General features: G+C 70.4%; 24 protein-coding genes. 11 read left to right on the top strand and 13 right to left on the bottom strand.

The genetic code is table 11. The features are described from left to right. The first annotated feature begins 4 nt into the window (after window positions 1–4). From AB0L64_RS13240 to AB0L64_RS13230, 3 genes are read left to right on the top strand one after another with little or no spacing between them, the layout of a single operon-like run. Window positions 5–1,441, top strand: coding sequence for an aldehyde dehydrogenase family protein (locus AB0L64_RS13240; RefSeq protein WP_363710374.1), 1,437 nt, complete (start codon window positions 5–7; stop codon window positions 1,439–1,441). After that, complete coding sequence (locus AB0L64_RS13235) at window positions 1,431–2,303, top strand: aldehyde dehydrogenase family protein (RefSeq protein ID WP_363710373.1); 873 nt, start codon at window positions 1,431–1,433, stop codon at window positions 2,301–2,303. Before AB0L64_RS13240 ends, AB0L64_RS13235 begins: the two co-directional genes overlap by 11 nt. Continuing rightward, window positions 2,304–3,317 (top strand): S66 peptidase family protein, encoded by a 1,014-nt coding sequence (locus AB0L64_RS13230; protein WP_363710372.1) that lies wholly within the window; start codon window positions 2,304–2,306, stop codon window positions 3,315–3,317. A 255-nt stretch (window positions 3,318–3,572) separates the two neighbouring features. On the opposite strand, the gene AB0L64_RS13225 is transcribed toward AB0L64_RS13230, so the two are convergent. Together AB0L64_RS13225 and AB0L64_RS13220 are read right to left on the bottom strand one after the other, a co-directional pair. Continuing rightward, entirely contained in the window at window positions 3,573–4,169 is a 597-nt protein-coding gene (locus AB0L64_RS13225) for a hypothetical protein (RefSeq protein WP_363710371.1), read from the bottom strand. 17 nt (window positions 4,170–4,186) lie between these two features. Beyond that, complete coding sequence (locus AB0L64_RS13220) at window positions 4,187–5,197, bottom strand: serine/threonine-protein kinase (RefSeq protein WP_363710370.1); 1,011 nt, start codon at window positions 5,195–5,197, stop codon at window positions 4,187–4,189. A 41-nt stretch (window positions 5,198–5,238) separates the two neighbouring features. Here AB0L64_RS13220 and AB0L64_RS13215 point away from each other — a divergent pair, with 41 nt between their 5' ends. After that, window positions 5,239–5,778 carry an RNA polymerase sigma factor gene (locus AB0L64_RS13215; RefSeq protein ID WP_359941710.1) on the top strand — a complete coding sequence of 180 codons (540 nt, stop codon included), beginning with the start codon at window positions 5,239–5,241 and terminating at the stop codon, window positions 5,776–5,778. Between the two features lies 1 nt (window position 5,779). Here AB0L64_RS13215 and pepN read toward each other — a convergent pair whose 3' ends face one another. Genes pepN through AB0L64_RS13200 form a run of 3 tightly spaced genes read right to left on the bottom strand, consistent with a single transcriptional unit; the run spans window position 5,780 to window position 9,713 of the window. Then, the gene (pepN, locus tag AB0L64_RS13210; RefSeq protein ID WP_363710369.1) at window positions 5,780–8,221 is read right to left on the bottom strand and encodes an aminopeptidase N; all 2,442 of its coding nucleotides are present in this window, start codon (window positions 8,219–8,221) and stop codon (window positions 5,780–5,782) included. Window positions 8,222–8,231: 10 nt separating this feature from the next. Then, window positions 8,232–8,624 (bottom strand): hypothetical protein, encoded by a 393-nt coding sequence (locus AB0L64_RS13205; protein ID WP_363710368.1) that lies wholly within the window; start codon window positions 8,622–8,624, stop codon window positions 8,232–8,234. 9 nt (window positions 8,625–8,633) lie between these two features. Next, complete coding sequence (locus tag AB0L64_RS13200) at window positions 8,634–9,713, bottom strand: NAD(P)/FAD-dependent oxidoreductase (RefSeq protein ID WP_363710367.1); 1,080 nt, start codon at window positions 9,711–9,713, stop codon at window positions 8,634–8,636. 68 nt (window positions 9,714–9,781) lie between these two features. Between AB0L64_RS13200 and AB0L64_RS13195 the strand changes: the two genes are divergently transcribed. Beyond that, the gene (locus tag AB0L64_RS13195; protein WP_359941721.1) at window positions 9,782–10,477 is read left to right on the top strand and encodes a TetR/AcrR family transcriptional regulator C-terminal domain-containing protein; all 696 of its coding nucleotides are present in this window, start codon (window positions 9,782–9,784) and stop codon (window positions 10,475–10,477) included. Here the strand turns inward: AB0L64_RS13195 and AB0L64_RS13190 are convergent. Continuing rightward, entirely contained in the window at window positions 10,474–11,349 is an 876-nt protein-coding gene (locus AB0L64_RS13190) for a LysR family transcriptional regulator (protein ID WP_363710366.1), read from the bottom strand. The genes AB0L64_RS13195 and AB0L64_RS13190 overlap by 4 nt on opposite strands. Before the next feature lie 82 nt (window positions 11,350–11,431). On the opposite strand from AB0L64_RS13190, the gene AB0L64_RS13185 reads away from it, so the two are divergent. Together AB0L64_RS13185 and AB0L64_RS13180 are read left to right on the top strand one after the other, a co-directional pair. After that, window positions 11,432–12,175: a sulfite exporter TauE/SafE family protein gene (locus tag AB0L64_RS13185; RefSeq protein WP_363710365.1), complete on the top strand. Its 744-nt coding sequence runs from the start codon at window positions 11,432–11,434 to the stop codon at window positions 12,173–12,175. After that, window positions 12,172–12,429, top strand: a complete 258-nt coding sequence (locus AB0L64_RS13180) for a hypothetical protein (RefSeq protein WP_363710364.1) — start codon at window positions 12,172–12,174, stop codon at window positions 12,427–12,429. The genes AB0L64_RS13185 and AB0L64_RS13180 overlap by 4 nt, the downstream gene beginning before the upstream one ends. Here the strand turns inward: AB0L64_RS13180 and AB0L64_RS13175 are convergent. The 6 genes from AB0L64_RS13175 to AB0L64_RS13150 are packed head-to-tail and all read right to left on the bottom strand — an operon-like array spanning window position 12,413 to window position 19,051. Further along, on the bottom strand, window positions 12,413–12,910 hold the full coding sequence (locus tag AB0L64_RS13175; protein ID WP_359941733.1) for a DUF1232 domain-containing protein: 498 nt from the start codon (window positions 12,908–12,910) through the stop codon (window positions 12,413–12,415). The genes AB0L64_RS13180 and AB0L64_RS13175 overlap by 17 nt on opposite strands. Window positions 12,911–12,941: 31 nt before the next feature. Further along, window positions 12,942–14,399 carry a xylulokinase gene (xylB, locus tag AB0L64_RS13170; protein ID WP_363710363.1) on the bottom strand — a complete coding sequence of 486 codons (1,458 nt, stop codon included), beginning with the start codon at window positions 14,397–14,399 and terminating at the stop codon, window positions 12,942–12,944. Between the two features lie 10 nt (window positions 14,400–14,409). Next, a complete protein-coding gene (locus AB0L64_RS13165) occupies window positions 14,410–15,870 on the bottom strand; it encodes a mannitol dehydrogenase family protein (RefSeq protein WP_363710362.1) in 1,461 nt (486 codons plus the stop codon). Beyond that, on the bottom strand, window positions 15,867–16,715 hold the full coding sequence (locus AB0L64_RS13160) for a carbohydrate ABC transporter permease (RefSeq protein WP_363710361.1): 849 nt from the start codon (window positions 16,713–16,715) through the stop codon (window positions 15,867–15,869). The genes AB0L64_RS13165 and AB0L64_RS13160 overlap by 4 nt, the downstream gene beginning before the upstream one ends. Next, window positions 16,712–17,674: a sugar ABC transporter permease gene (locus AB0L64_RS13155; RefSeq protein WP_363710360.1), complete on the bottom strand. Its 963-nt coding sequence runs from the start codon at window positions 17,672–17,674 to the stop codon at window positions 16,712–16,714. Before AB0L64_RS13155 ends, AB0L64_RS13160 begins: the two co-directional genes overlap by 4 nt. Before the next feature lie 12 nt (window positions 17,675–17,686). Beyond that, window positions 17,687–19,051: a sugar ABC transporter substrate-binding protein gene (locus tag AB0L64_RS13150; protein WP_363710359.1), complete on the bottom strand. Its 1,365-nt coding sequence runs from the start codon at window positions 19,049–19,051 to the stop codon at window positions 17,687–17,689. Between the two features lie 136 nt (window positions 19,052–19,187). Between AB0L64_RS13150 and AB0L64_RS13145 the strand changes: the two genes are divergently transcribed. Continuing rightward, window positions 19,188–20,135, top strand: coding sequence for a sugar-binding domain-containing protein (locus tag AB0L64_RS13145; RefSeq protein ID WP_363710358.1), 948 nt, complete (start codon window positions 19,188–19,190; stop codon window positions 20,133–20,135). Between the two features lie 6 nt (window positions 20,136–20,141). Beyond that, window positions 20,142–20,930, top strand: a complete 789-nt coding sequence (locus tag AB0L64_RS13140; protein WP_363710357.1) for a phosphotransferase — start codon at window positions 20,142–20,144, stop codon at window positions 20,928–20,930. On the opposite strand, the gene AB0L64_RS13135 is transcribed toward AB0L64_RS13140, so the two are convergent. After that, complete coding sequence (locus tag AB0L64_RS13135; RefSeq protein WP_363710356.1) at window positions 20,887–21,321, bottom strand: hypothetical protein; 435 nt, start codon at window positions 21,319–21,321, stop codon at window positions 20,887–20,889. The two genes, AB0L64_RS13140 and AB0L64_RS13135, sit on opposite strands and share 44 nt — an antisense overlap. Window positions 21,322–21,380: 59 nt before the next feature. On the opposite strand from AB0L64_RS13135, the gene AB0L64_RS13130 reads away from it, so the two are divergent. Next, window positions 21,381–21,980, top strand: a complete 600-nt coding sequence (locus AB0L64_RS13130) for an ATP-binding protein (protein WP_363710355.1) — start codon at window positions 21,381–21,383, stop codon at window positions 21,978–21,980. A gap of 49 nt (window positions 21,981–22,029) precedes the next feature. Next, complete coding sequence (locus tag AB0L64_RS13125; RefSeq protein WP_363710354.1) at window positions 22,030–22,692, top strand: hypothetical protein; 663 nt, start codon at window positions 22,030–22,032, stop codon at window positions 22,690–22,692. Window positions 22,693–22,729 lie beyond the last annotated feature (37 nt).

The following is a 22,729-nucleotide window of genomic DNA, read 5'->3' as shown; positions in this document are numbered from 1 at the left end:
AGGCATGAGCAGATTCGAGTACGCACCCGCGCCCGAGTCGCGCGCGATCGTGGACATCAAGTCGTCGTACGGGCTGTTCGTCAACGGCCAGTTCGTCGAGGCGACCGACGGCAAGCCGTTCAAAACCGTTTCGCCGGCCTCCGAGGAGGTCCTGGCCGAGGTCAGCGAGGCCGGCCCCGCCGACGTCGACAAGGCGGTTCGCGCCGCCCGCAAGGCGTTCGACAAGGTCTGGCGCCCGATGAGCGGCAGGGACCGGGCGAAGTACCTGTTCCGGATCGCCCGGCTGATCCAGGAGCGCTCGCGCGAGCTCGCGGTGCTGGAGTCGCTGGACAACGGCAAGCCGATCCGCGAGTCCCGCGACGTCGACATCCCGTTGGTGGCCGCGCACTTCTTCTACTACGCGGGCTGGGCCGACAAGCTCGAGTACGCCGGCGTCGGCGACGACCCGCGGCCGTGGGGCGTTGCCGGTCAGGTGATCCCGTGGAACTTCCCGATGCTGATGCTGGCCTGGAAGATCGCGCCCGCGCTGGCGGCCGGCAACACCGTCGTGCTGAAGCCGGCCGAGACCACCCCGCTGACCGCGCTGGCGTTCGCGGAGATCTGTCAGCAGGCCGACCTGCCGCCGGGCGTGGTGAACATCGTCACCGGCGCCGGCCGCACCGGTCAGGCCCTGGTGGAGCACGAGGGAGTCGACAAGGTCGCGTTCACCGGCTCCACCGAGGTCGGCCGGGCGATCGCCAAGTCGGTGGCCGGCACCCACAAGGCGGTCACGCTCGAGCTCGGCGGCAAGGCGGCGAACATCGTCTTCGAGGACGCAGCCCTCGACCAGACGATCGAAGGCATCGTCAACGGCATCTTCTTCAACCAGGGCCACGTCTGCTGCGCGGGTTCGCGGCTGCTGGTCCAGGAGAGCGTGTACGACGAGGTGCTCGGCCGGCTGAAGCGCCGGATGGAGACGCTGCGGGTCGGCGACCCGCTGGACAAGAACACCGACATCGGCGCGATCAACTCGGCGGCCCAGCTGGCGAAGATCCGCGAGCTGTCGCAGATCGGCGAGGACGAGGGCGCCGAGCGCTGGTCGCCGGAGTGCGAGCTGCCGGCCAACGGCTACTGGTTCCCGCCGACGGTGTTCACCGGCGTCTCGCAGGCGCACCGGATCGCCCGCGAGGAGATCTTCGGCCCGGTGCTGTCGGTGCTGACCTTCCGCACCCCGGCCGAGGCGGTCGAGAAGGCGAACAACACCCCGTTCGGGCTGTCCGCCGGGATCTGGACCGAGAAGGGCTCCCGGATCCTCTGGATGGCCAACCAGCTGCGCGCCGGCGTGGTCTGGGCGAACACGTTCAACCGCTTCGACCCGGCGTCGCCGTTCGGCGGCTACAAGGAGTCGGGCTACGGCCGCGAGGGCGGTCGCCACGGTCTGGAGGCCTACCTTGCCCACTGAGACTCAGCGGCTCGAAGTGCGTAAGACCTACAAGCTGTACATCGGCGGCGCCTTCCCGCGCAGCGAATCCGGCCGGTCCTACGTCGTGTCCAATGCCAAGGGCAAGTTCCTCGCCAACGCGTCGCAGGCCTCCCGGAAGGACGCCCGCGACGCCGTGGTGGCGGCCCGCAAGGCGTTCGGCGGCTGGCACGCGCGGACGGCGTACAACCGCGGTCAGGTGCTGTACCGGATCGCCGAGGTGATGGAGGGCCGGCACCAGCAGTTCAGTGCCGAGGTCTCCGCGTCCGAAGGGTTGTCGATCTCCAAGGCCCGCGCGGTCGTGGACGCGGCGATCGACCGCTGGGTCTGGTACGCGGGCTGGGCCGACAAGCTCGCCCAGGTGGTCGGCTCCAGCAACCCGGTGGCCGGGCCGTACTTCGACTTCTCGTTGCCCGAGGCAACCGGCGTGGTCGCGGTGCTCGCGCCGCAGGACTCCAGCCTGCTCGGCCTGACCAGTGTGATCGCGCCCGCGATCGTGTCCGGCAACACGGTCGTCGCGGTCTCGTCGTTCGAGCGGCCGCTGCCGGCCGTCACGCTGGGCGAGGTGATGGCGACCTCCGACGTACCCGGCGGCGTGGTCAACATCCTCACCGGGTCGGCGTCCGAGATCGGGCCGTGGCTGGCGTCGCACCAAGACGTGAACGCGATCGACCTGTGCGGCATCGAGTCCGCGGACGAGGCCCGTGACCTGGAGATCGCCGCGGCCGGCAACCTCAAGCGGGTCCGCCGTCCCGCCGAGGAGGACTGGACCGCGGACCAGGGCCTGTCGCGCCTCACGCAGTACCTCGAGCTGAAGACCGTCTGGCACCCGATCGGGGTCTGAATGCTGAAGCCTGGTGACCGGGTCGCGATCGTCTCGCCGTCCGGTGGGTTGCCGGAGATCTTCCCGGGTCCGTACGAGCTCGGCCTGCGCCGGATGCGGGAGGACTTCGGGCTCGACCCGGTCGAGTACCCGACCACCCGGAAGCTGCGGACCTCCCCCGCGGAGCGCGCCGCCGACCTGCACGCGGCCTGGTCGGACCCGTCGATCCGTGCGGTCTTCGCATCGATCGGCGGCTCCGACCAGCTCACCGTGCTGAAGCATCTGGACCCGGCGATCTTCGCGGCCGATCCCAAGCCGTTCTTCGGGTACAGCGACAACACCAACCTGCTGAACTTCCTGTATTCGCTGGGCCTGCCGGGCTACTACGGCGGCAGCGTCATGGTGCAGTTCGGCCGCGGCGGCGCGATGCACCCGGACTCCGAACGGGCGTTGCGTGCGGCGATCTTCGGCGGCGGCGAGTTCGAGCTGACACCTGCCGCGGGCTGGACCGACGTCGACCACGACTGGAGCGTCCCGGCGAACCTCGAGACCGAGCCGCCGCTGTTCCCCGGCACCGGCTGGACCTGGAGCGGCACGCGCGAGGTCACGGGGAAGCTCTGGGGCGGCTGCATCGAGATTCTCGACTGGCAACTCGCCGCGAACCGCTGGATGCTGCCGACCGAGTCGTACGGCGGGGTGCTGTTCGGTGAGACCAGCGAGGAGCTGCCGTCGTCGGAGCACGTCTACTGGATGCTCCGCAACCTCGGCGAGCGCGGCCTGCTGGAGCGCTTCGACGCGGTGCTCTGGGGCCGCCCTAAATCCCGGGCGCTGGATCGGACGATGACGCCGGAGCAGTCGGTCGCGTACGTCGCCGACCAGTACATCGCCGTCGACCGCGCCCTCGCGGAGTACAACCCGGACGCGGTGGTCGTGAAGGGCCTCGACATCGGTCACACCGACCCGATGCTCGTCCTCCCGTACGGCGGCCCCGTGCGCGTCGACCCGGCCACGCAGCGGATCACCGTCACCTACTGACCGAACCACCCCGAACCACCCCGAACCATGGCCCGGCGCCACACGTCCGCACGAGCTGCAAACCCCTGAGCGCAACGCCCGTCTGGCACACGCGCCGGTACGTCTCAGGGGTTGACCCCTCACAGGGATGGTTGGCCCCTCGGTTTTCAAGGGGTCAACCAACCAACTCCGGGGTCAACCCCTGAGACGGCATCGCGCGCGAAGTCGAGCGGTGATCGCGGCACCGGTGCCGGCGGCCGCTCGGAGCTGCGTGGATCAGCGCACCGCGGTGCGAGTGAGGACTGGATTCGGGTCGGGATAGCAGCTGACGGGCGCGTTGGTGGTGACGAACTTCCACTTGATCTTGGCCTGCAAGGTGAGGCCGGGGTCGTCGTAGCTGGTGCCCTTGAGCTTGGTCTCGATGGTGGTGCCGGCGCGGCCGGATTTCAGGCGGACGCTCAGCGCCGGGAGTTCGTAGCTCGCGCCGCCCGGGATCGGACCGGCGACCTTGACGACCGCGGTGTTTCCCTCGAGCTGCACAGTGGGAGTGGAGTTGAGGCCGGAGCCGCCGGTGAGGCGGGCGCCGAGGTAGGACGAGTTCGCCGGCACCGGGATGCGCAGCGCGAGGTCGCGGACCTCCTTCAGCTTGAAGCCCTTCACCTCGCTCGGGAGCGTGCCGGGTTGCAGGTGGACGGCGACGGTGAAGCGCGAGTTGGCGGGGACGACGGCCGGCGCCTGCGCGTCGACGGCCTGCCGGAGCGAGACGGTGTGCCGGCCGAATTTGGTGTCGGCGCGACAGGCATAAGTGGCGACAGGCGGCGCTGCCGGGGTCAACAAGGCAAGAGTCACCGCAATACTGCAGTAAGTAGCCATACGACTACTCTATGCAGTCACATCCCGAAGAGGAACCATCCACCGACGCCTGCCGCGACGAACACCACGGGCAGCGCGAGGAGGAACCATGCGCGCCGCCGGCGCCGTCGCCGGACCGGCGGGTCGGCCGCGACGGTCGTGCCGATGGCGTCGTCGGTGATCGTGGTCCGCTCGGAGGCCCGCTGCGGCGCCTCCTGCTCCAGCCGGTACGCCTCGGCCTCCAGGCGCTCGGCCAGCGTGTCCGCACGCTCCCAGCGGTCCGTGACGCGGTAGGCGAGCGTCCGCGCGAAGATGTCGTCGAGCTGCCCGACCGACTCGTGCAGCATTGGGCGCAGGCTCGGCGGCGGCAGGTCCGGGTCACGGTTCAGCACGTCGCCGATCGAGCCGGCGGAGTACGGCGGATGGCCGGTGACCAGTGCGTACGTGACCGCGCCGACCGCGTAGATGTCCGCGCGCTCGTCGAATCCGCCGTCACCGCGGCCCTGCTCGGGCGCCATGTACGACGGCGTACCGACGGCCTGGGTGAGTCCGGACGCCTCGGCGGCCCGTTTCGCCAGGCCGAGGTCGGCGAGCACGATCCGGTGCGTGCCGCCGCCGACCTCGTCACCCGGCCGGAGCAGCAGGTTCGCCGGGGTGACGTCGCGGTGCACGACACCCTCACTGTGCAATGCGGCCACCGCGCGCGCCAGGTCCGCGCCCCACCAGAGCGCGTCGACCGCGTCGAGCGGCCCGTGCTTCAGGACATCCCCGATGGTGCCGCCGCCGACGTAGTCCATCACGAAGTACGGACGGCCGTCCGGCAGCTTGCCGAGGTCGAACACCCGGACCACGCGGTCGCTGGAGATCCGCCGCATCAGCCGCGCCTCGGACAGGAAGCGCTCGCGGACGTCGGCGCGCGAGGCCCAGTTGTCCGCGAGCACCTTGACGGCGACGTCGACGTCCAGGTCGTCGTCGTACCCGCGCCAAACGGTCGCGAACGCGCCCGCGCCGATCTTGTCCCGTAACCGGTACCGCCCGATGACATCCATCCCGGCTATTGTCGGCTACAAACCAGTTCAAGAGGGGGAGCATGACCGAGGAGTTGGAAGAACTCGCGGCTCGGGCTGCGGCCGGGGACCAGACGGTGCTTCCACAACTTCTTCAGGCCATCCGGCCGCAGGTGCAGCGCCGGGTGGCCAAGTTCCTGCCGTACCGGGAGGACGCCGAGGAGGCGGTCCAGGACACCCTGCTGCAGGTCGCGAACAAGGTGCACACCTTCAAGGGCACCGGGAGCTTCGCGGGCTGGGTGACGATCGTGGCCACCAACCAGGCGCGGCAGACCTACCGGTCGCTGAAGCGCCGCTCGGTCGAGCAGTCCGCCGAGGTGCTGCCGGAGTCGGTCGACCCCCGGACCACCTCCGTCATCGCCGGTTCGCGGCTCGACCTCCTCGAGGCGCTGGAGGCCCTCGAGTCGAGTCACCCGCAGCTCGTCCAGCCGCTCGTCCTGCGCGACCTCGGCGCCCTGTCGTACGCCGAGATCGCCGATGAGCTGGACGTTCCGCTCGGCACCGTGAAGGCTCGGATCCACCAGGCCCGCAAGGCCGTCGCGGAACGTCTCACCGTCCGCTGACTCAGCCGAAGGTACGCCGTACCTCGACGGCGCGGCGCAGGTCGTCGAGGAAGTCCGCGGTCTGCCGGCGGATGCCGGACACCACGGCCTCGTCCGCGATCAGGGCCTCGGCCGGGGCGATCAGCTCCGGGTCGACGCTGAAGCGCGGCGCGATGCGGTGAGCGGTGAGCCCGAGGACCATGCCGGACCGGATCTCGCCGGTGTACGCGATGTCGGTGAAGTACCGGCGCTCGTACGGCGCTGTCGCGGCGGCCTGGATCGGGTGCCAGAAACCCTCCGCCGCGGCGAGGAGTTCCTTCACGCCGACGGTCGGGTCGGTCATGATCCGCGTCCAGGCCGCCTCCTTGCCGTCGGGCAGCGCGGCGCGGCAGCGGGCCGCCTGGTTCACGCCTTCGGTGGAGCGGTCGCGTGCCAGTTCGGCGTCGATCTCCACGGCGCCGTACGCTCCGAGCCGCACCAGCCGCAGGACGATCGCCCAGCGCAGGTCCGCGTCGATCTCCAACCCGTCCGGGCCGGCGGTGCCCTGCAACCAGGAGGTCAGCAGGCCGGCGTCGTCCGTGGTCGCGATCAGGCCCCGCGTGGTCACCAGCTGCAGGCTGCTCCCCGGCGCGGTCCGCGCCAGCTTGTCACGCAACGCGTCGGCCGCCACGCCGTGGTACTCGTCATAGTCCAGGTACCGTCCGAGCAGCCGGTTCTCGAGCCACTGCACGAGAGATCCGACCGCGATATCGCTCGTCTCCTGCGGCAGCGCCGCCACGAACAACTCGAGCGCCCGCCGCGGATCCAGCTCCGCATCCGCGACCGAGTCCCGCACCGAGTTCCACACCACCGCCCGCGTGGTCCCGTCGCCGATCGTCGGCAGCACCACCGGCAGATTGGCCAGACTGGTCGCGTCGAGCCGGATCTTCGCCCAGGTGTCGTCCTCGGCGTCCGGCACGACCACGGCGATATCGTTGCCTAACACAACTTCGACCGAGTCCTGGTCGAGAACCACGTCGACCGGGGTCCCCGATCCGTCCGCGGCGTACCCGCCGACGCTCAGCTTGTGCAACCGCCGCGACGCGTCCGGGCTCGAACGGTGCAGTACGGCCCCGGCCGCTGTCCGCGCGGCGGAAATCGTGTCCAGCCCGGACGTCCGCAACCATTGGCCGGACCAAGCATCCAGGTCGCGCGCTCCCGCGTCGGTGAGCTTCTCGATGAACTCGGCCAGATCCGCGTTCCCGTACTCGTGCGCCTCCAGATGCGCGTTCACCCCCTTGAGGAACACGTCGTCCCCCAGGTACTTGGCGAGCTGCTTCAGCACCGCCGCGCCCTTCGCGTAGGAGATCCCGTCGAAGTCGTCGAGCGACTGCCGCGCGTCCTTCAGACTGTCCGGCGCCACGGGATGGGTGGAGCTGGTCTGGTCCGTGTGCAGCCCCCACCACTTCCGCACGAACGCGAAGTCGGTCCAGTTGCCGGTGTAGCTGGTCGCGTCCTCCGACACCCGGTGCGCCATGTACTCGGCGAACGACTCGTTCAGCCACATGTCGTTCCACCACTTCATCGTGACCAGGTCGCCGAACCACATGTGCGCCATCTCGTGCACGACGATCCGGGCCCGGGTACTGCGCTCCGCCTCGGTCGCCTGCCCGCGGTACACCAGGCCGTCCGCGAACGTCACACACCCGGGATTCTCCATCGCGCCGAGGTTGAAGTCCGGCACGAACGCCTGCCAGTACTCGCCGAACGGGTACCGCTGCCGGAACAGCCGGTGATACTCGCCGAACGCCTCGCGCGTGGTCCGGAACAGGTCCTCCGCGTCGCGCTCGAGGTGCTCCTTCAACGACTGCCGGCAGGCGAGGCCGAGCGGGATCCCGTCGTGCTCGGAGCGGATCTGGTGGTACGGCCCGGCCACGACCGTGACGAAGTACGTCGACAGCGGCTTGGTCTCGGCGAGCGCCCACTCGCCGGGCGCGGTGCGGGTGGCGGCGCCGTTCCCGAGGACCACCCAATCCTCGGGGCACTTCACGGTCACGGTGTACGGGCCTTTGAGGTCGGGCTGGTCGAAGCACGGGAAGTACCGCGGCGCGGACTCCAGCGAGGACATGCCGTAGGTGTAGACGCGGCCGTCCGCGGCATCGACGGACCGGACGAGGCCCTCGCCGTCGGCGGAGTACTTCATCTCGGCGGTGACCACGAGCTCGTTCTCCGCCCGGAGGTCGCTCAACGGATACCGGCCGCCGTCCAGCAGCAGCGGGTCCAGGACCCGCCCGTTGAGCTCGACGCCGAGCAGCCGCTCGGGTTTCACGTCCACCCAACTGCCGGTGCTCGTCGCCCCGAACCGGATCCGGCTGGTCGTCACGAACGTGTCCCCGGCACCGGTCAGGTCGAACGCGATCTCGTACGACCGCAGGGCCAGGTCTGCCGCCCGTTGCCGGGCCTCTTCAACTGTCAGCGCGCGCATGCACAGCACGCTATCCCGCCGCGCCGGTCGCCTTCCGCCGCGCGGTGTCTGCTGCCAGCGAAGCGACCGCGCGGATCTGCTCGTCCGTCGTCCGCTCCAGCAGTCCCGAGAGCAGTTCGGCGTCGTCGGGCTCGGCCAACGTCGTCAGGACGTTCAGGGCGCTCAGGTGGTCGAAGCCGGCCTTGATGTCCTCGCTCGCCTCCACCGGCGGCCGGGACAGGATCTCAAGCGCGACCTGGCGGACGTCGCCGGCCAGCGGTTCGAGCGGGTTGCCGCCGCTCAACCGCGTGTACGCCGCGGCCACCTGGTACATGTTCAGCGCCCGGCAGACGGTCGGCACGTTGGGGCTGTGCAGCAACGCGTCGAACGCCTGCAGGGGGATGCCGACCTCGTCCGCGCTCATGCCTGAAGGCTAGTCGGCGGGCTCGGGCGTGAAGAACCGCAGTACCTTCTCGCCGGCGTCCGGGCCGGTCAGCAGCTCGGCGGCCGCCGCCGAGCGGCGGGCGGTCTCGGCGGCGCGAGCGAACATGGCCGGCTCGTACAGGTCGAGCGCCGCCTCCACATCACCTGGGTGCGCCGCGATGGCCCGGGCGAGTTCGGCGCCGTCGAGCATGGCGTGATTCGCCCCCTCCCCGACCGGTGGCATCAGATGGGCGGCGTCACCGAGCAGCGTGACGCCTGGCCGGCGCGGCCACGTCAGACCGATCGGCAGGACGGACAGCGGACGCACCACGAACGGCTCGTCGCACGCAGCGAGCAGTCGCTGGAACTCCGGCGCCCAACCGTCGAGCAGTTCGCCGACCGCGGGCGGATCGAAGTCGGGCGGACCCTGCAGCGAGACCCCGACCGTGATGGTGCCGTTCCCGTTGCGCTGCGCGGCCAGCCGGCGATCCGGCCCGAAGGCCCAGAAATTGCCCCGGCCGACCATGGCCGCCAGCTCGGGCTGGGTGCGGTCGGCGTCGTGGATCGCGCTCAGGATCGAGATGCTGCCGGTGTGCTCGGGCCGGACGTCGGTCAGCAGCGGGCGGACACGCGAGTTGGCGCCGTCGGCGCCGACGAGCAGGTCGCAGGTCGCCGTACTGCCGTCCGCGAAGTGCAGGGTGTGGCCGTCGGCGTACTGGAACGCGCTCCCCCAGCGGATGGTGTCCGCCGGCAGCGATCGCAGCAGCAGATCCCGCAGATCGGCGCGGTCGATCTCCGGCCGCGCCATCGGCGCGTCGTCAGGGGTGACCTCCTGGAGCAGCAAGGCACCCGTGAAGTCGAACATGCGCAGGTCCTGCCCCTCGCGGCGGGCATGGCGCAAGAACTCCTGCTCCAAACCGGCCGCGCGCAGGGCGGCCTGGCCGGTGTCGGTGTGCAGGTCGAGCATGCTGCCCTGGTCGCGGGCGTCGCGCGAGGCGTCCCGCTCGTACACCACCGCTGCAATGCCGTGGACGTGCAGCACCCGGGCGAGCGTGAGTCCACCAGGACCCCCGCCGATGATCGCAATCATGCTTCTCCCCTGGATACACCGTATGTGTCGATACACCGTATCGACAGAGCCAGTGTATCGTTCACTGGGTGCCGAACGAATCCGTGATCTGGGAACGGCCGGAGCCTCCCGAGCGACAGGCCCCGAGCCCGCTCAGCCGGGAGCGGATCGTCCGCGCCGCAATCACCCTCGCGGACGCGGACGGCCTGGATGCCGTGTCGCTGCGGAAGGTCGCCGCCGCGCTCGACGCCGGACCGATGCGCCTCTACCGGTACGTCGACACCAAGGACGAGCTGCTCGCGCTGATGGCCGACGCGGTGTACGCCGAGATCCCCGCGCCCACCGGATCGACAGCAGGCGACGTCCTGCGCTCGATCGCACACGGGATCCGCGACGCCGCCCTGCGGCACGAGTGGTTCGCGGACCTGCACGGCGGCCGGCCACACCTCGGTCCGGCGACCCTGGCCCACGCCGAGGCGTGCCACGCCGCGCTGCACGCATCCGGCGTGGACGACCTCGACGCGAGAGCCGGCGCGATGGAGACGCTGAGCGTCTACCTGGTCGGCGCCGTCCGCAAGGAAGTCGCGGAGCGCCGCGCCGAGCGGGCGAGCGGGCTGGACAAAGAGCAATGGCAGCACACGTTCGGGCCGTACCTCCAGCGGATGCTTGCCACCGGCCACTATCCGCGGCTGGGCGAGTCGGTGCGCGGAGCCCGGCACCTGACCGCGTCCGAGGTGTTCGAGCTCGGCCTGGACTACCTCGTCGAAGGCATGGCGTCGCGCTAGCCGTCCGCCGCCGCGTGCAGGTGGGACGCGAGCAGGTGGGTGGCTTCCGGTGCGTCGGCGGCGTAGCACAACAGATGGGCCCGGCGTGACCAGGAATCCTGGAGCGGGCAGATCTCCGCGGTGGCCGTGGCGTTCACGGCTCGGCGCGGTACGACGGCGAGCCCGGCGCCGGCGGTGGCGAGCGTGATCAAGGCGTGCAGGGTCGGCACCAGCGTGCGGTAGCGCGGGGCCGGCGCGTGCGGGCCGAGGCGGTCGTCCATCCACTGGCTGAGCGGCGAGTGCCGGTCGAGGCCGACCAGCGGATGCTCGGCCACCTCGGCGTACGCGATCGAGGCCCGGCCGGCGAGGATGCCGCCGGCCTGCCCGATCACCACCAGCGAGTCGTCGGCCAGCGGTTCGGTCCGGAGCTGGGTCGGCTCGTCGTCGAGGATCACGCCGAGATCCGCCTCACCGGCCGCGAGCAGCCGGACGCTGCGGATCGTCCGGCGCTCGCTCACGTTCACGTCGTACTCCGGATGGTCGCGGAGGAACGTGGCCAGTGCGAGCGGGACCAACTGGTGCATCGCGGACCCGCCGGCGACCAGGCGGATCGGCGCCGCCCGCGACCCGGCGTACGACGCGACCGCACTGTCCAGCCGGATGGTCTCGGCGAGCACCTCACGGGCGTGCCGGGCCAGCGTGGCGCCGGCGGGCGTCAGCCGGACGCCGCGTCGCTCGCGCACCAGCAGCGGTACGCCGGCCTGCGCTTCGAGCGCTCTGACCCGCGCACTGGCCGAAGGCAGACTGAGGTGCATCAGGCGCGCGCCGCCGGTGATCGAGCCTTCCGCCGCGACGTGGGTGAACAGCCGGAGATCGTCCAGGTCGTACCGCATGACACCAGCCTACGTTTCAGGCTAAGGCTGGCTACGGGGATCACGCATTGTGGAGTGCGCGCCGGACCCGGATCCTCGAAGGGTGCTGCTGATTCTCCTGGCCGGTGTCGCGGCCGGCGCGCTCAATGCCGTCGGCGGCGGCGGGAGCTTCGTGGCACTGGCTGCCCTGGTGGCCGCCGGCATGCCGCCGGTCACCGCGAACGCGACCACGACCGTCGCCCTGCTGCCCGGGAACGCGACCAGCGCGTGGGTCTACCGGCGAGAGATCGAGGGACTCGCCCAGCCGTCGCCTGCCCGGCTCACCCTCGCCAGCGTCGCCGGCGGGGCGATCGGAGCGGGCTTGCTGCTGTTACTGCCGTCAGCCTCTTTCGATGCGGCGGTCCCCTGGCTACTGGCATTCGCGACGGTCGTTCTCGCCTTCGGAAAGCGTCTGACGGCCGCGCTGCGACTCGGGCGACCCGGCCCGGCCGCGATCCTGGCCGGCCAGTTCCTGCTGGCGATCTACGGCGGGTACTTCGGCGGCGCGGTCGGCCTGATGATGCTCGCGTTCTGGACCGCGACGACATCGCTCGACCCGGCACGCGGCAACCCGCTGCGGGTCATCCAGGTCGCGGCGGTCTACCTGACCGCGGCGGTGATCTTCGTGTTCGCGGCCGACGTACTCGCGCAGCCGCTGCACCTGGTCGCTCTGCTGGCGGGCGCGGTGCTCGGCGGGTACGGCGGGGCGCATGTCGTCCGCCGGCTGCCACCGACGATGCTCCGCGGGCTGGTCCTCGGCACGGCGGTCCTGATGACCGGCCTGTTCTTCGTCCGGGCGTTCGGATGAATCGCGCGCAGCTGGCCATGGCGTACCAGGCTTGCGAGGTCGCGGACCTGGCGGCCGCGGCTGTCGGGCTGGACGATCCGGTGGAGGCGGCGGCCCAGGCGGCGCGGGTCCTCACGGCTGCTCGGCAACTCGTCGCCGCCGCGGAGCGGCTCGGCTCGTGCGAGCCGCCCGCGGATCCGCTGCAACGCTTCGCCTACGAGCACCCGGAGGAAGCCGCCGAGGACGTGGCCGACTGGGTCAGGCGCCGCCTGTAGACCGGCGACCGCTCGGCGACTGGTGCGGGAGCTGCTCGCGCTCCTTGCGCAGATACAGGCCCGCTGCGGTCGACACGCTGGTGAGCAGCCAGACCGCGACCCCTGCGTCGTCGGTGACGCCAATGATCGGCAGCAGGTCCGGCAGGATGTCGATGGGCGACACCAGATACACGAGCGCGAGCACCCACAGGAACGTCCGGCTCTTCGGCAGATCGGCGTACGTCCCCCGGCGGACGTCCCGGAGCAGCCGCGGCAGCGCCTTCGCCCGGTCGAACACAGTGCCGACCGGGACGGGCTCGCCGTTCGCGATCTTCCGCCGCCGGACCGCGCGCCGGCGCAGCACGCCCAGCACGCCGACCACGGCACCGATGACGAGCAGCCCGATCCCGACCGCGACGGCGGGCAGCCCGACGACGTCATCGTCGCGGACCAGCAACGTCAGCAGCCCGATCAGCCCGAGCACCGCACCGAAGTACACCATCAGTCCACTGTAGACGTCAGCGCGTGACGGACTACTGGTTGTAGGGCTGGGAGAGCAGCGGGCGGGTGTTGCCGAGGACCTGGGCGTAGTTGGCCCGGATCGCGGGCGCGTCGACGGTGATCGCGGGCTCGGGTTTGCCGACCGGAACCTGCCAGGTGGGCGGGGTGGCCGCGCCGGACAGGGCCCAGGCCGCCTGACGGGCGGCGCCGAGGGCGACGTACTCGGCCGGCTCCGGGAGGACGACCTCCGCGCCGAGCAGGGCCGGGGCGAGAGCCTGTACGGCGCGGGAGCGGGCGCCGCCGCCGAGGAGCAGGACGCGCTGCACCGGGAGGCCCTGGTCGCGGAGCGCGTCGACGGCGTCGGCGAGACCGCACAGCAGCCCCTCGACCGCGGCACGGGCCATCGTCGCGGGCTGCATGGTCGCCCGGGTGAGGCCGTAGATCAGGCCGGTCGAGTGCGGCAGGTCCGGCGTCCGTTCGCCGTCCAGGAACGGCAGCAGGACCAGTCCGTCGCTGCCCGGCGAGCTGATCGCGGCCTCGTCGAAGGCCGGCAGCTCCAGGCCGAGCATCTGGGCGGTCGCGGACATCACGCGGGCCGCGTTGAGCGTGCAGACCAGCGGCAGGTACTCACCGGTGGCGTCCGCGAAGCCGGCCACGAGACCGGTCGGGTCCGCGGTCGGATGAGCGGAGCGCGCGAACGCCGTACCGCTGGTGCCGAGGGAGACCGCGACGTCGCCGGGCTGGAGGTCGAGGCCGAGCGCGGCCGCGGCGTTGTCACCGGTGCCGGCCGCGATCGCCGCGCCGAAGGCCGTCTGCCCGACGATCTCCGCCGGGCCAGCCACGCGCGGGAGAGCCAGCTGGCGACCGAAGGCGAGCTCCACCAGGTCGGTCCGGTAGCTGTTGGTCGTCGGCGACCACCAACCGGTCCCGGAAGCATCCCCACGGTCCGTGGTGATCCCGTCGATCCCGGACCGGTCCGCCGCCAGCCGGTGCGTCATCCAGTCGTGCGGCAGCACGACCGCAGCAGCCCGCCGCACGGCCTCCCGCCGCAGCGCAGCATCCGCGCCCGCCTCGCGGGCGGCTTCGTCTCTGAGCCAGCGCAGTTTGGTGACGGTGAAAGACGGGACCGGGACGGAGCCGACGGCCTCGGCCCACGCCTGGGCGCCGCCGAGCTCGGCGATCAGTTCCGTGGTGGCGTCGGCGGAGCTGGTGTCGTTCCACAGGACGGCCGGGTGCACGACCTCACCGGCGTCGTCGAGCAGGACCATGCCGTGCTGCTGGCCGCCGATCGCGATCGCCTCGACCCCGTCGAGCAGCCCGTCGGACGCGATCTCCCACGCCTTCCACCACTCGGCCGGGTCGACCTGGGTGGCGTCCGGGTGCGGCGCCCGTCCCTCGCGGACGACCTCCCCGGTCTCGGCGTCGCACACCAGAACCTTGGTGGCCTGGGTGGAGCAGTCCACCCCGGCCACCAGCCTCAGCTCAGTCATGGATCACAGACTAGAGCGCTTCCACCGTCGCCCGCGCACCGATCTCGTGCAGCGATCGCAGCGCGGCCTTGTACGGCGTCACGAACCGCTCGTCAGACGCCAGGTCGCCGAACAGGTCCGGATCCGCGATGAACACCAGCGGATCCTCCCGGTTGTGCTGCGCCCGGTCGACCAGCTTGTCGCGCAGCCGGTCGACGACCTCGATCGGCTGCCCCTGCTCGTCGACGCCCTCGGCGTACCGGGCCCAGGACGCGACCACGAGCACCGACCGTTTGATCTCCCGGCCCGCCGCCAGCTGCTCGCGGACCACCGGCAGCAGCCACTTCGGGATCCGGTCCGAGCTCTCCGCGCACAGCCGTGCCAGGGTGTCGCGCACCTCGGGGTTCGCGAAGCGCTCGATCAGCTGGTGCTTGTAGCGGTCGAGGTCGACCCCGGGCACCGGCGGCAGCGTCGGCGACCCCTCGTGGTCCATGTAGCCGAGCAGGAAGTCGACGTACAGCTTGTCCTGGCACACCTCGTGCGCGTACCGGTAGCCGTCCAGGTAGCCGAGGTAGCACAGCGCCTGATGCGAGGCGTTCAGGAGTCGCAGCTTCATGAACTCGTACGGCTCGACGTCCTCGACGATCTGGACGCCGACGTCCTCGTACGGCGGCCGCACGCCGCCGAAGTCGTCCTCGAGCACCCACTGCGTGAACGGCTCGCACACCACCGGCCAGCCGTCCTCGATCCCGAACCGCTCGGCCAGCGCCGCCCGGTCCGCGTCGGCGGTGACCGGCGTGATCCGGTCGACCATGCAGTTCGGGAACCGGACCTCGTTCTCCAGGAAGTCGGCCGTCGACGGATCCTTCAGCCGCGCGAACGCGGCGATCATCTTGCGCGCGACGTGCCCGTTGCCGGGGATGTTGTCGCACGACATCACGGTGAACGGCGGCACGCCGGCCTCCCGGCGCCGGCGCAGCGCCTCGACGATGAACCCGAACGCGCTGCCGGGCGTCGCCCCCGGCTCGAGGTCGGCCTCCAGCCCCGCGGTGTCGAGCTCTCCGGTCACCTGGTTGACGTGGTACCCGCCCTCGGTGATCGTCAGCGACACGATCCGGGTCGCCGGATCCACCATCCGCGCCAGCACGGCTTCCGGGTCGTCCGGCGCGAACAGGTACCCCACGATCGACCCGACCACCCGAGGCTCGAGGGTCCCGTCCGGATGCTTGACGACCAGTGTGTAGAGACAGTCCTGGGCGGCCATCACCTCGGCCATCCGCCGGTCGTTCGGCAGCACCCCGACGCCGACGATCCCCCAGTCCAGCGCCTTCCCTTCGGTCATCAGCCGATCCAGGTACATCGCCTGGTGCGCGCGATGGAACCCGCCGACCCCGAAGTGCACGATCCCGGGCGTCACCGCCGTCCGGTCGTAGGACGGCACCGGAACGTCGTTGCCTACGGCATCGAGGCCGGCAGCAGCCAGTGCGGTCACTTGACCGCCCCCAGCGACAGACCCTGGACGAGCTTGTCCTGGGCGGCGAACCCGGCGATCAGCACCGGCAGCGACACCACGATGGACGCGGCACAGACTTTGGCGAGGAACAATCCTTGGCTGGTCACGAACCCAGTCAAGAACACCGGCGCCGTCTGCGCCACCGTGCCGGTCAGCACGCGGGCGAACAGCAGTTCGTTCCAGCTGAAGATGAAGCAGATCAGCGCCGCCGACGCGATCCCCGGCGTGACCACCGGCGCCACCACGGACCGCAGCGTCCGGGTCAGCGACGCGCCGTCGACCGAGGCCGCCTCGAGGATCTCCACCGGCACCTCGGACAGGAAACTGCGCAGCATCCAGACCGCGATCGGCAGGTTCATCGAGGTGTAGAGGATGATCAGCAGCCAGATGTTGTCCAGGAAGTGGACCGACTGCGCGAACAGGTAGATCGGCAGCAGGCCGGCCACCACCGGCAGCATCTTCGTGGACAGGAAGAAGAACAGCACGTCGGTCCACTTCTTCACCGGCCGGATCGACAGCGAGTACGCCGCCGGGAACGCGAGCAGGATGACCAGCGCCGTGGACAGGATGCTCGCGGTCAGCGAGTTCAGGATCGACGGCCACGGCCCGGTGTCGAAGAACGCCCGGTAGCCGTCCAGGGTCAGCGGCGCCGCGACGTCCGGCGGGTTCTTCGCCGCGTCCTCCTCGGAGTGGAACGAGGTCAGCAGCATCCACAGCACCGGCAGCACGAACAGGATGCCCACGATCCATGCCAGCCCGCTCAAGGCCCAGCCGCCACCACGGCGCTGATGCCCTTTCACGATCGTGATCTGTCCACTACTCATCGACCGGTCTCCTCTCGGAACAGCGTGGACACCGACCGGAGCGCGAGCGTCGCGATCACGATCGTGCCGATCACCACGATCACGCCCGCCGCCGAGGCGCGGCCGTAGTCGTGCGCGGTGTAGAACGTCTGGTAGATCGTGTACGGCAGGTTCGCCGTACCGAGACCGCCGGACGTGATCGTGAAGACCGCGTCGAAGTTCTGCACGACGTAGATCGAGCCGAGCAGCGCGGACAGCTCCAGGTACTGCCGCAGGTGCGGCAGCGTCATGTAGCGGAAGATCTCCCACTGGTTCGCGCCGTCGATCCCGGCCGCCTCGATCACATCCAGCGGCCGGCTCTGCAGCCCGGCCAGCAGGATCAGCATCATGAACGGCGTCCACTGCCAGACCAGCGCGAAGATGATCGACCACAGCGGCTGGTTGCTGATCCAGTCCGGCTGCGGCGCGTTCTCGCCGAACAACCACTTCAGCACGCCGTTGAACAGGCCGTACGTCGGGTTGTAGAGCGCGTGCTTCCACAGCAGCGCGGCGGCCACCGGGACGACCAGGAACGGCGTGATCATCATCGTCCGGACCGCACCCCGGCCGCGGAACTTGCGGTCCAGCAGCAGCGCGATCGCCAGCCCCAGCGCGAGGCTGAGCAGGACGACGCCCGCGGTGAGCACGATCGTCACCCAGATCGCGTGCCGGGTGTTCGCGTCGGTCAGCACCCGCCGGAAGTTGTCGACCCCGGCGAACCCGCGCTCGTCCGGGTAGTACGCGTTCCAGTCCATGAAGGACACGACCAGCGTGACCAGGAACGGCAGCTGGGTCACGATGATCATGAACACCAGCGCGGGCAGCAACGGGCCCCGCCGGGCCCAGTCGCCGGTCTTGCGCAGCATCGTGCCCTCGGAGCCGGGCGGCGCGGCGCGGCGCGCGGCCTTCACCGCGGTGTCAGGCTTGGCGTCGACGGACATTGGCCCCACCCCTCACTTCGCTTGCCGCGAGCGGTACCGCTCGGCGACGTCGTCGGCGAGCTCCTGCCCGCGTTTCAGTGCCTCGTCGACGCTCATCCGCCCGGCGATCGCCGAACTCACGTCCTGGCTGACCTGGGTGCCGAGATCCGGGAACTCCGGGATGTCGACGAACTGGATCCCCGGCGCCGGCCGCGGCTGGACGCCCGGGTTGGTCGGGTCCGCGTTCTCGATCGCGTTCTTGGTCGGCTCCGCGAACGCCGAGGCCTCCTTGACGTACTCCGGGATCTCGTACGTCGACGCGCGCTTGCCGGCCGGGACGTTGGACCAGCCAACCTTCTGCCCGACCAGCTTCTCGTAGTCCTTGCCGGATGCCCAGGAGATGAACCTCCAGGCGTTGTCCTTCTTCTTCGAGGCTTCCTGGATGCCCCAGGCCCACGCGTACAGCCAGCCGGAGCTGTCGGTCTTCACGACCGGGGCCGGCGCATAGCCCATCTTGCCCTTCACCGGCGAGTTCGGCGCCTCGAGCGATCCGGCAGCCGACGTCGCGTCGTACCACATCGCGACGTTGCTCTGGATGGTGTTGTTCAGGCACTCGGTGAAGCCGGCCTGCGGCGCGCCGGCCTCGCCGTGCGCGCGGACCAGGTCGACGTAGAACTTGGTCGCCTCGGTGAACTCCGGCGCGTCGACCTTGGCCTGCCAGTCCTGGGTGAACCAGGTGCCGCCGAAGGTGTTCACGACCGTGGTGAGCGGGGCGAACAGCTGGCCCCAGCCGGGCTGGCCGCGCAGGCAGATGCCGCGCATTCCCGACTGCGCGTTGTCGACCTTGGCCGCGATGTCCGCGACCTGCTGCCAGGTCGGCTTGTCCGGCATCGTCACGCCCTTGGCCGCCAGGACGTCCTTGCGGTACATCAGGAACGACGACTCGCCGTAGAACGGCTCGCCGTAGATCTTGCCGTCCTCCGCGGTCATCGATTGGGTCATCGGCTTCAGCACGTCGTCCTGGTCGAACGACGGGTCCTTGCCGATGTAGTCCGACAACGGCGCGATCCACTTGCTCTTGGCGTAGATCGGAATCTCGAAGTTGCTGACCGACGCCACGTCGTACTGACCGGCCTGGCTGGAGAACTCCTGGCTGATCTTGTCCCGGACGTCGTTCTCCGGCAGCACGGTGAAGTTCACCTTGATGCCGGTCTGCTTGGTGAAGTTGTCGGCGGTGAGCTTCTGCAGATCGACCATCTGCGGGTTGTTCACCATCAGGACGTTGATGCTGTCCTCACCACCGCCGCCGGCTCCGCCTCCCCAGCCCGCACAGCCGCTGACCGCGGTCACCAGGACCGCGACCCCGGCCGCTCCGATGCGTTTGCGCCTACTCAGCACCTCTGCCTCCGCTCATTTGAGCACGCCTCCGCTCACACAATGAGTGAACCGGGAAGGGGCTTGACCTGTCAAGGGTCTGTGCAACACTTGGGGACACGTGTGCTCATATGAGCGGGCTAGGGATGGGGGAGCGTTGATGGAGACGTTCGGGCCGGCACAGCTGGTGCTGACGGCGTCGATCGCGCGGCGGTACTACGTCGACGGGCGGTCGAAGGTGGAGATCGCGGACGAGTTCCGGCTCAGCCGGTTCAAAGTCGCGCGGTTGCTCGACCAGGCGCGCAGCAGTGGGCTCGTGCGGATCGAGATCAGCCACCCCGGCGCGATCGACCTCGATCTGTCGGCGCGGCTGCAGGAGGCCCTCGGGCTGCGCCGGGCGATCGTCGTGGACACCCCCGAGGTCGACGAGCCCGCACTCCGTACCCAGCTGGGCAAGGCGGCGGCCGACCTGCTCACCGAGATCGTGACGCCCGAGGACGTGCTCGGGCTGGCGTGGGCGCGGGCGGTGACCGCGATGACCGAGCAGCTGACCTCGCTCGCGCCGGTGCCCGTCGTCCAGCTGACGGGGGCGCTGACCCGCCCGGACGTCGAGGCGAACTCGGTCGAGCTCGTCCGGCACACCGCTCGCCTGTCGGGCGGACCGGCGTACCTGTTCTACGCGCCGCTCGTCGTGCCGGACGCCGCGACGGCGCGGGCGTTGCGGCAGCAGCCCGAGGTCGCGGAGGCGATCAGCCATTTCGACTCGGTGTCGAAGGCGGTCGTCGGGCTCGGGTCGTGGGCCGCCGGGCAGTCGACGCTGTACGACGCGATGGACGAGAAGGCCTGTGAGCAGTTGCAGCGCCGCGGCGTCGTCGCGGACATCTCCGGCGTCTTCGTGGACGCGGACGGCGCACCGGTGCAGAGCCGGGTGACCGACCGGGTGATCGCCATCAACGCCGAGCAGATGGACAAGATCGACGAAGTGATCGCGATCCCGTACGGCCTGGCCAAGGTGGCCGCGGTGCGGGCCGCCGTCCGCAGCAGGCTGGTGAACGCGATCGTTACCCACGCACCCCTGGCGAAGGCCCTGCTGGAGCCGTCAGACTGACCCGCGATGCCTGCTGCTGAGGTCGAGCTGGTCGGAGGTACGGCGAACCGCGGGTTGGTGGTGCGGGTCGGGGATACCGTCCGGCGGCCGCTGCGCGCCAGCAGTACGGCGACGCACGCGCTGCTGCAGCATCTGGAGAGCGCCGGCTTCAAGGGCGCACCGGCGTTCCTCGGCATCGACGCGCAGGGGCGGGAGGTGCTCTCGTACCTGCCCGGGGAGACGGTGACACCGCCGTACCCCTCCTGGTCGATGACGGACGAGGCGCTCGACAGCGTGGCCCAGCTGTTACGGGCGTACCACGAGGCCGTCGCGGACTTCCGGCCGACCGGTCCGGAGTGGGCGGAGCCGGTGCCGGCGGGCTATGTCACCGGGTTGATCAGCCACAACGACCCGAACCTCGACAACGTCGTGTTCCGGGACGGGCGCGCGGTCGCACTCATCGACTTCGACCTCGCCGGGCCCGGCTCGGCGCTGTGGGACGTCGCCACCGCGGTCCGCCTGTGGGCGCCGCTACGCCCCGACGCGGACATCCACGACGTACGACGGGGTCGCTCGCTGACCCGCCTGCGCCGCTTCGCCGACACGTACGGCCTCACGGACGGCGACCGCCACCGGCTGGTCGACGCGGCCGCCGACAACCACGTCTGGTGCATGGACTACGTCCGCCGCGGCTCCGAGGCCGGGCACCCGTGGTTCCGCCAACGCTGGACCACCGGAGAAGCCGAACTGACCGACCGCACCAACCGATGGTTCAACCAGTCGGAGGCCGCACTCCGTCAGGCTCTTCTGGGGTGAGCTCCCGCTCAGCCTCTTCCCTGCCCTCGTAATACTTCTCCTGCAGTTGCCGCACCCAATGCGGGACAAAGACGGCCGGTCCCATCGGGAACGGCGAGACGGGCGCATCGCTCAGAAACGTCACCAGGATGCCGGCGACTGTCAGCGCCACCACGATCAGCCACCCGTTCCGGCAGACCCAGGGACCGTCGTCAGCAACCAGTCCCCGCCTGGTCACCGCGCCGACGCCGAACGCGAGGCCCGCCAACCCGTCCACGACCGCGGTCGTGATGAGCGGCCAGCCGTGCAGCTCCGCGTACTGACCGACGTTGTGAAGGACAAGCACTGCGGACACGAGCAAGACGACCGCGATCAGCGCGTAGAACGCGGCCCCCAGCTTCATCTTCGGCATACCCGATTATCGCCGGGCGCGATTGGCTGTTACTGCAGGAAGTGGAAGACAATATGCCGGTGCGTTCACGGGTGGTGCTGCTGGCGGGGCCGTCCGGCGCGGGGAAGTCGCGCCTGGCGGAGCAGGTCGGCCTGCCCGTCGTCCGGCTGGACGACTTCTACCGCGACGGCGACGACGAGGCGATGCCGCGGTCGCCGCTCGGCATCGTCGACTGGGACGACCCGCGGTCCTGGGACGGCGACCGCGCGGTCGCGGCCCTGGAGCAGCTGTGTACGACGGGGACCGCCGACCTCCCGATCTACGACATCGCCGCGGACGGCACCGTCGGTCACCGGCCGGTCACCACCGGCGGTTCTCCGCTGCTGGTTGCCGAAGGCATCTTCGCCGACCGGATCACCGGCGCGCTCCGCGACCGCGACCTGCTCGCCACCGCGATCTGCGTCTACCACCACCGCGTGGTCACGTTCGTCCGGCGGTTCCAGCGGGACCTCCGCGAGCATCGCAAACCGCCGCTGACCCTGCTCCGGCGCGGCCTGCTGCTGTTGCGCGACGACCCGCAGGTGGTCCGCCGCTGCGTTGCCTCGGGATGCGATCCGCTGCACCCGAAGGCGGCCCGGGCCCGGATCGAGACGCTGCTCATCGAAGCGACCTCCCGCTAGCACGCTGCTGTTCGCCTGAAGTTCACCAACTTCTGTTGGTATCGGTGTCGTGAGACGGAATGCGTCAGGCGCCGCGGTGGTAGTGACCGCCGTCCTGCTGGGCTTGACCGCCTGCGGGAGGGAGGACGGCGCATCGGCGAGCGTTGCCCAGACCCCGGTCGCGAAGCATTCCGCGCTCTCCGGATCGGCAGGCAAGACCGCGAAGAGCACGCTCGCCTCACTGGCCGCGCTCCCCCGTGGGTACGTCACCGACACCCGCAACGCGCCCGGTCCGTTCACCGCCACGGCGTACCTGAGCACCTGGTCGGCCGACCCGGCGCTGGACCGCGCGCTCCTGCTCAACGCGAGCTTCGTCGAGGGCTACCGGGCGAGCCGGCTCAGCCCGGACAAGAAGAAGCGCTACACCGTGCAGTTGTTCAAGACCGGCTCGGCAGCCAAGGCGAAGGCATTGCAGCAGGGCCTGTGGAACCAGGACGTCCACGACCACCCGTTCACGATCCCGAACGCGCTCTCCGACGCCCGGGTCGAGTACGACGGCAGCACGGACCAGTCGATCGCGATCGCCGAGGCCAGCCTCGCGGTCGGGGCCGTGGTCGTCGAGCTCACCGTCCGCGAATCCGGTGCCCTGGGCACCAGCCTCACCCCGGACACCGCCCTCATCACCGCCCTGGCGAAAGAGCAGCACACCCGCCTGACGGCAACGACCAGCTAGGAGCTCCGCCTCCCAACGCGCTACCGGATTCGAGTTG

This window comes from Kribbella sp. NPDC051936 (assembly GCF_040680955.1).
Taxonomy (GTDB): domain Bacteria; phylum Actinomycetota; class Actinomycetes; order Propionibacteriales; family Kribbellaceae; genus Kribbella.
This window is presented reverse-complemented; position numbering and strand designations above follow the sequence as displayed.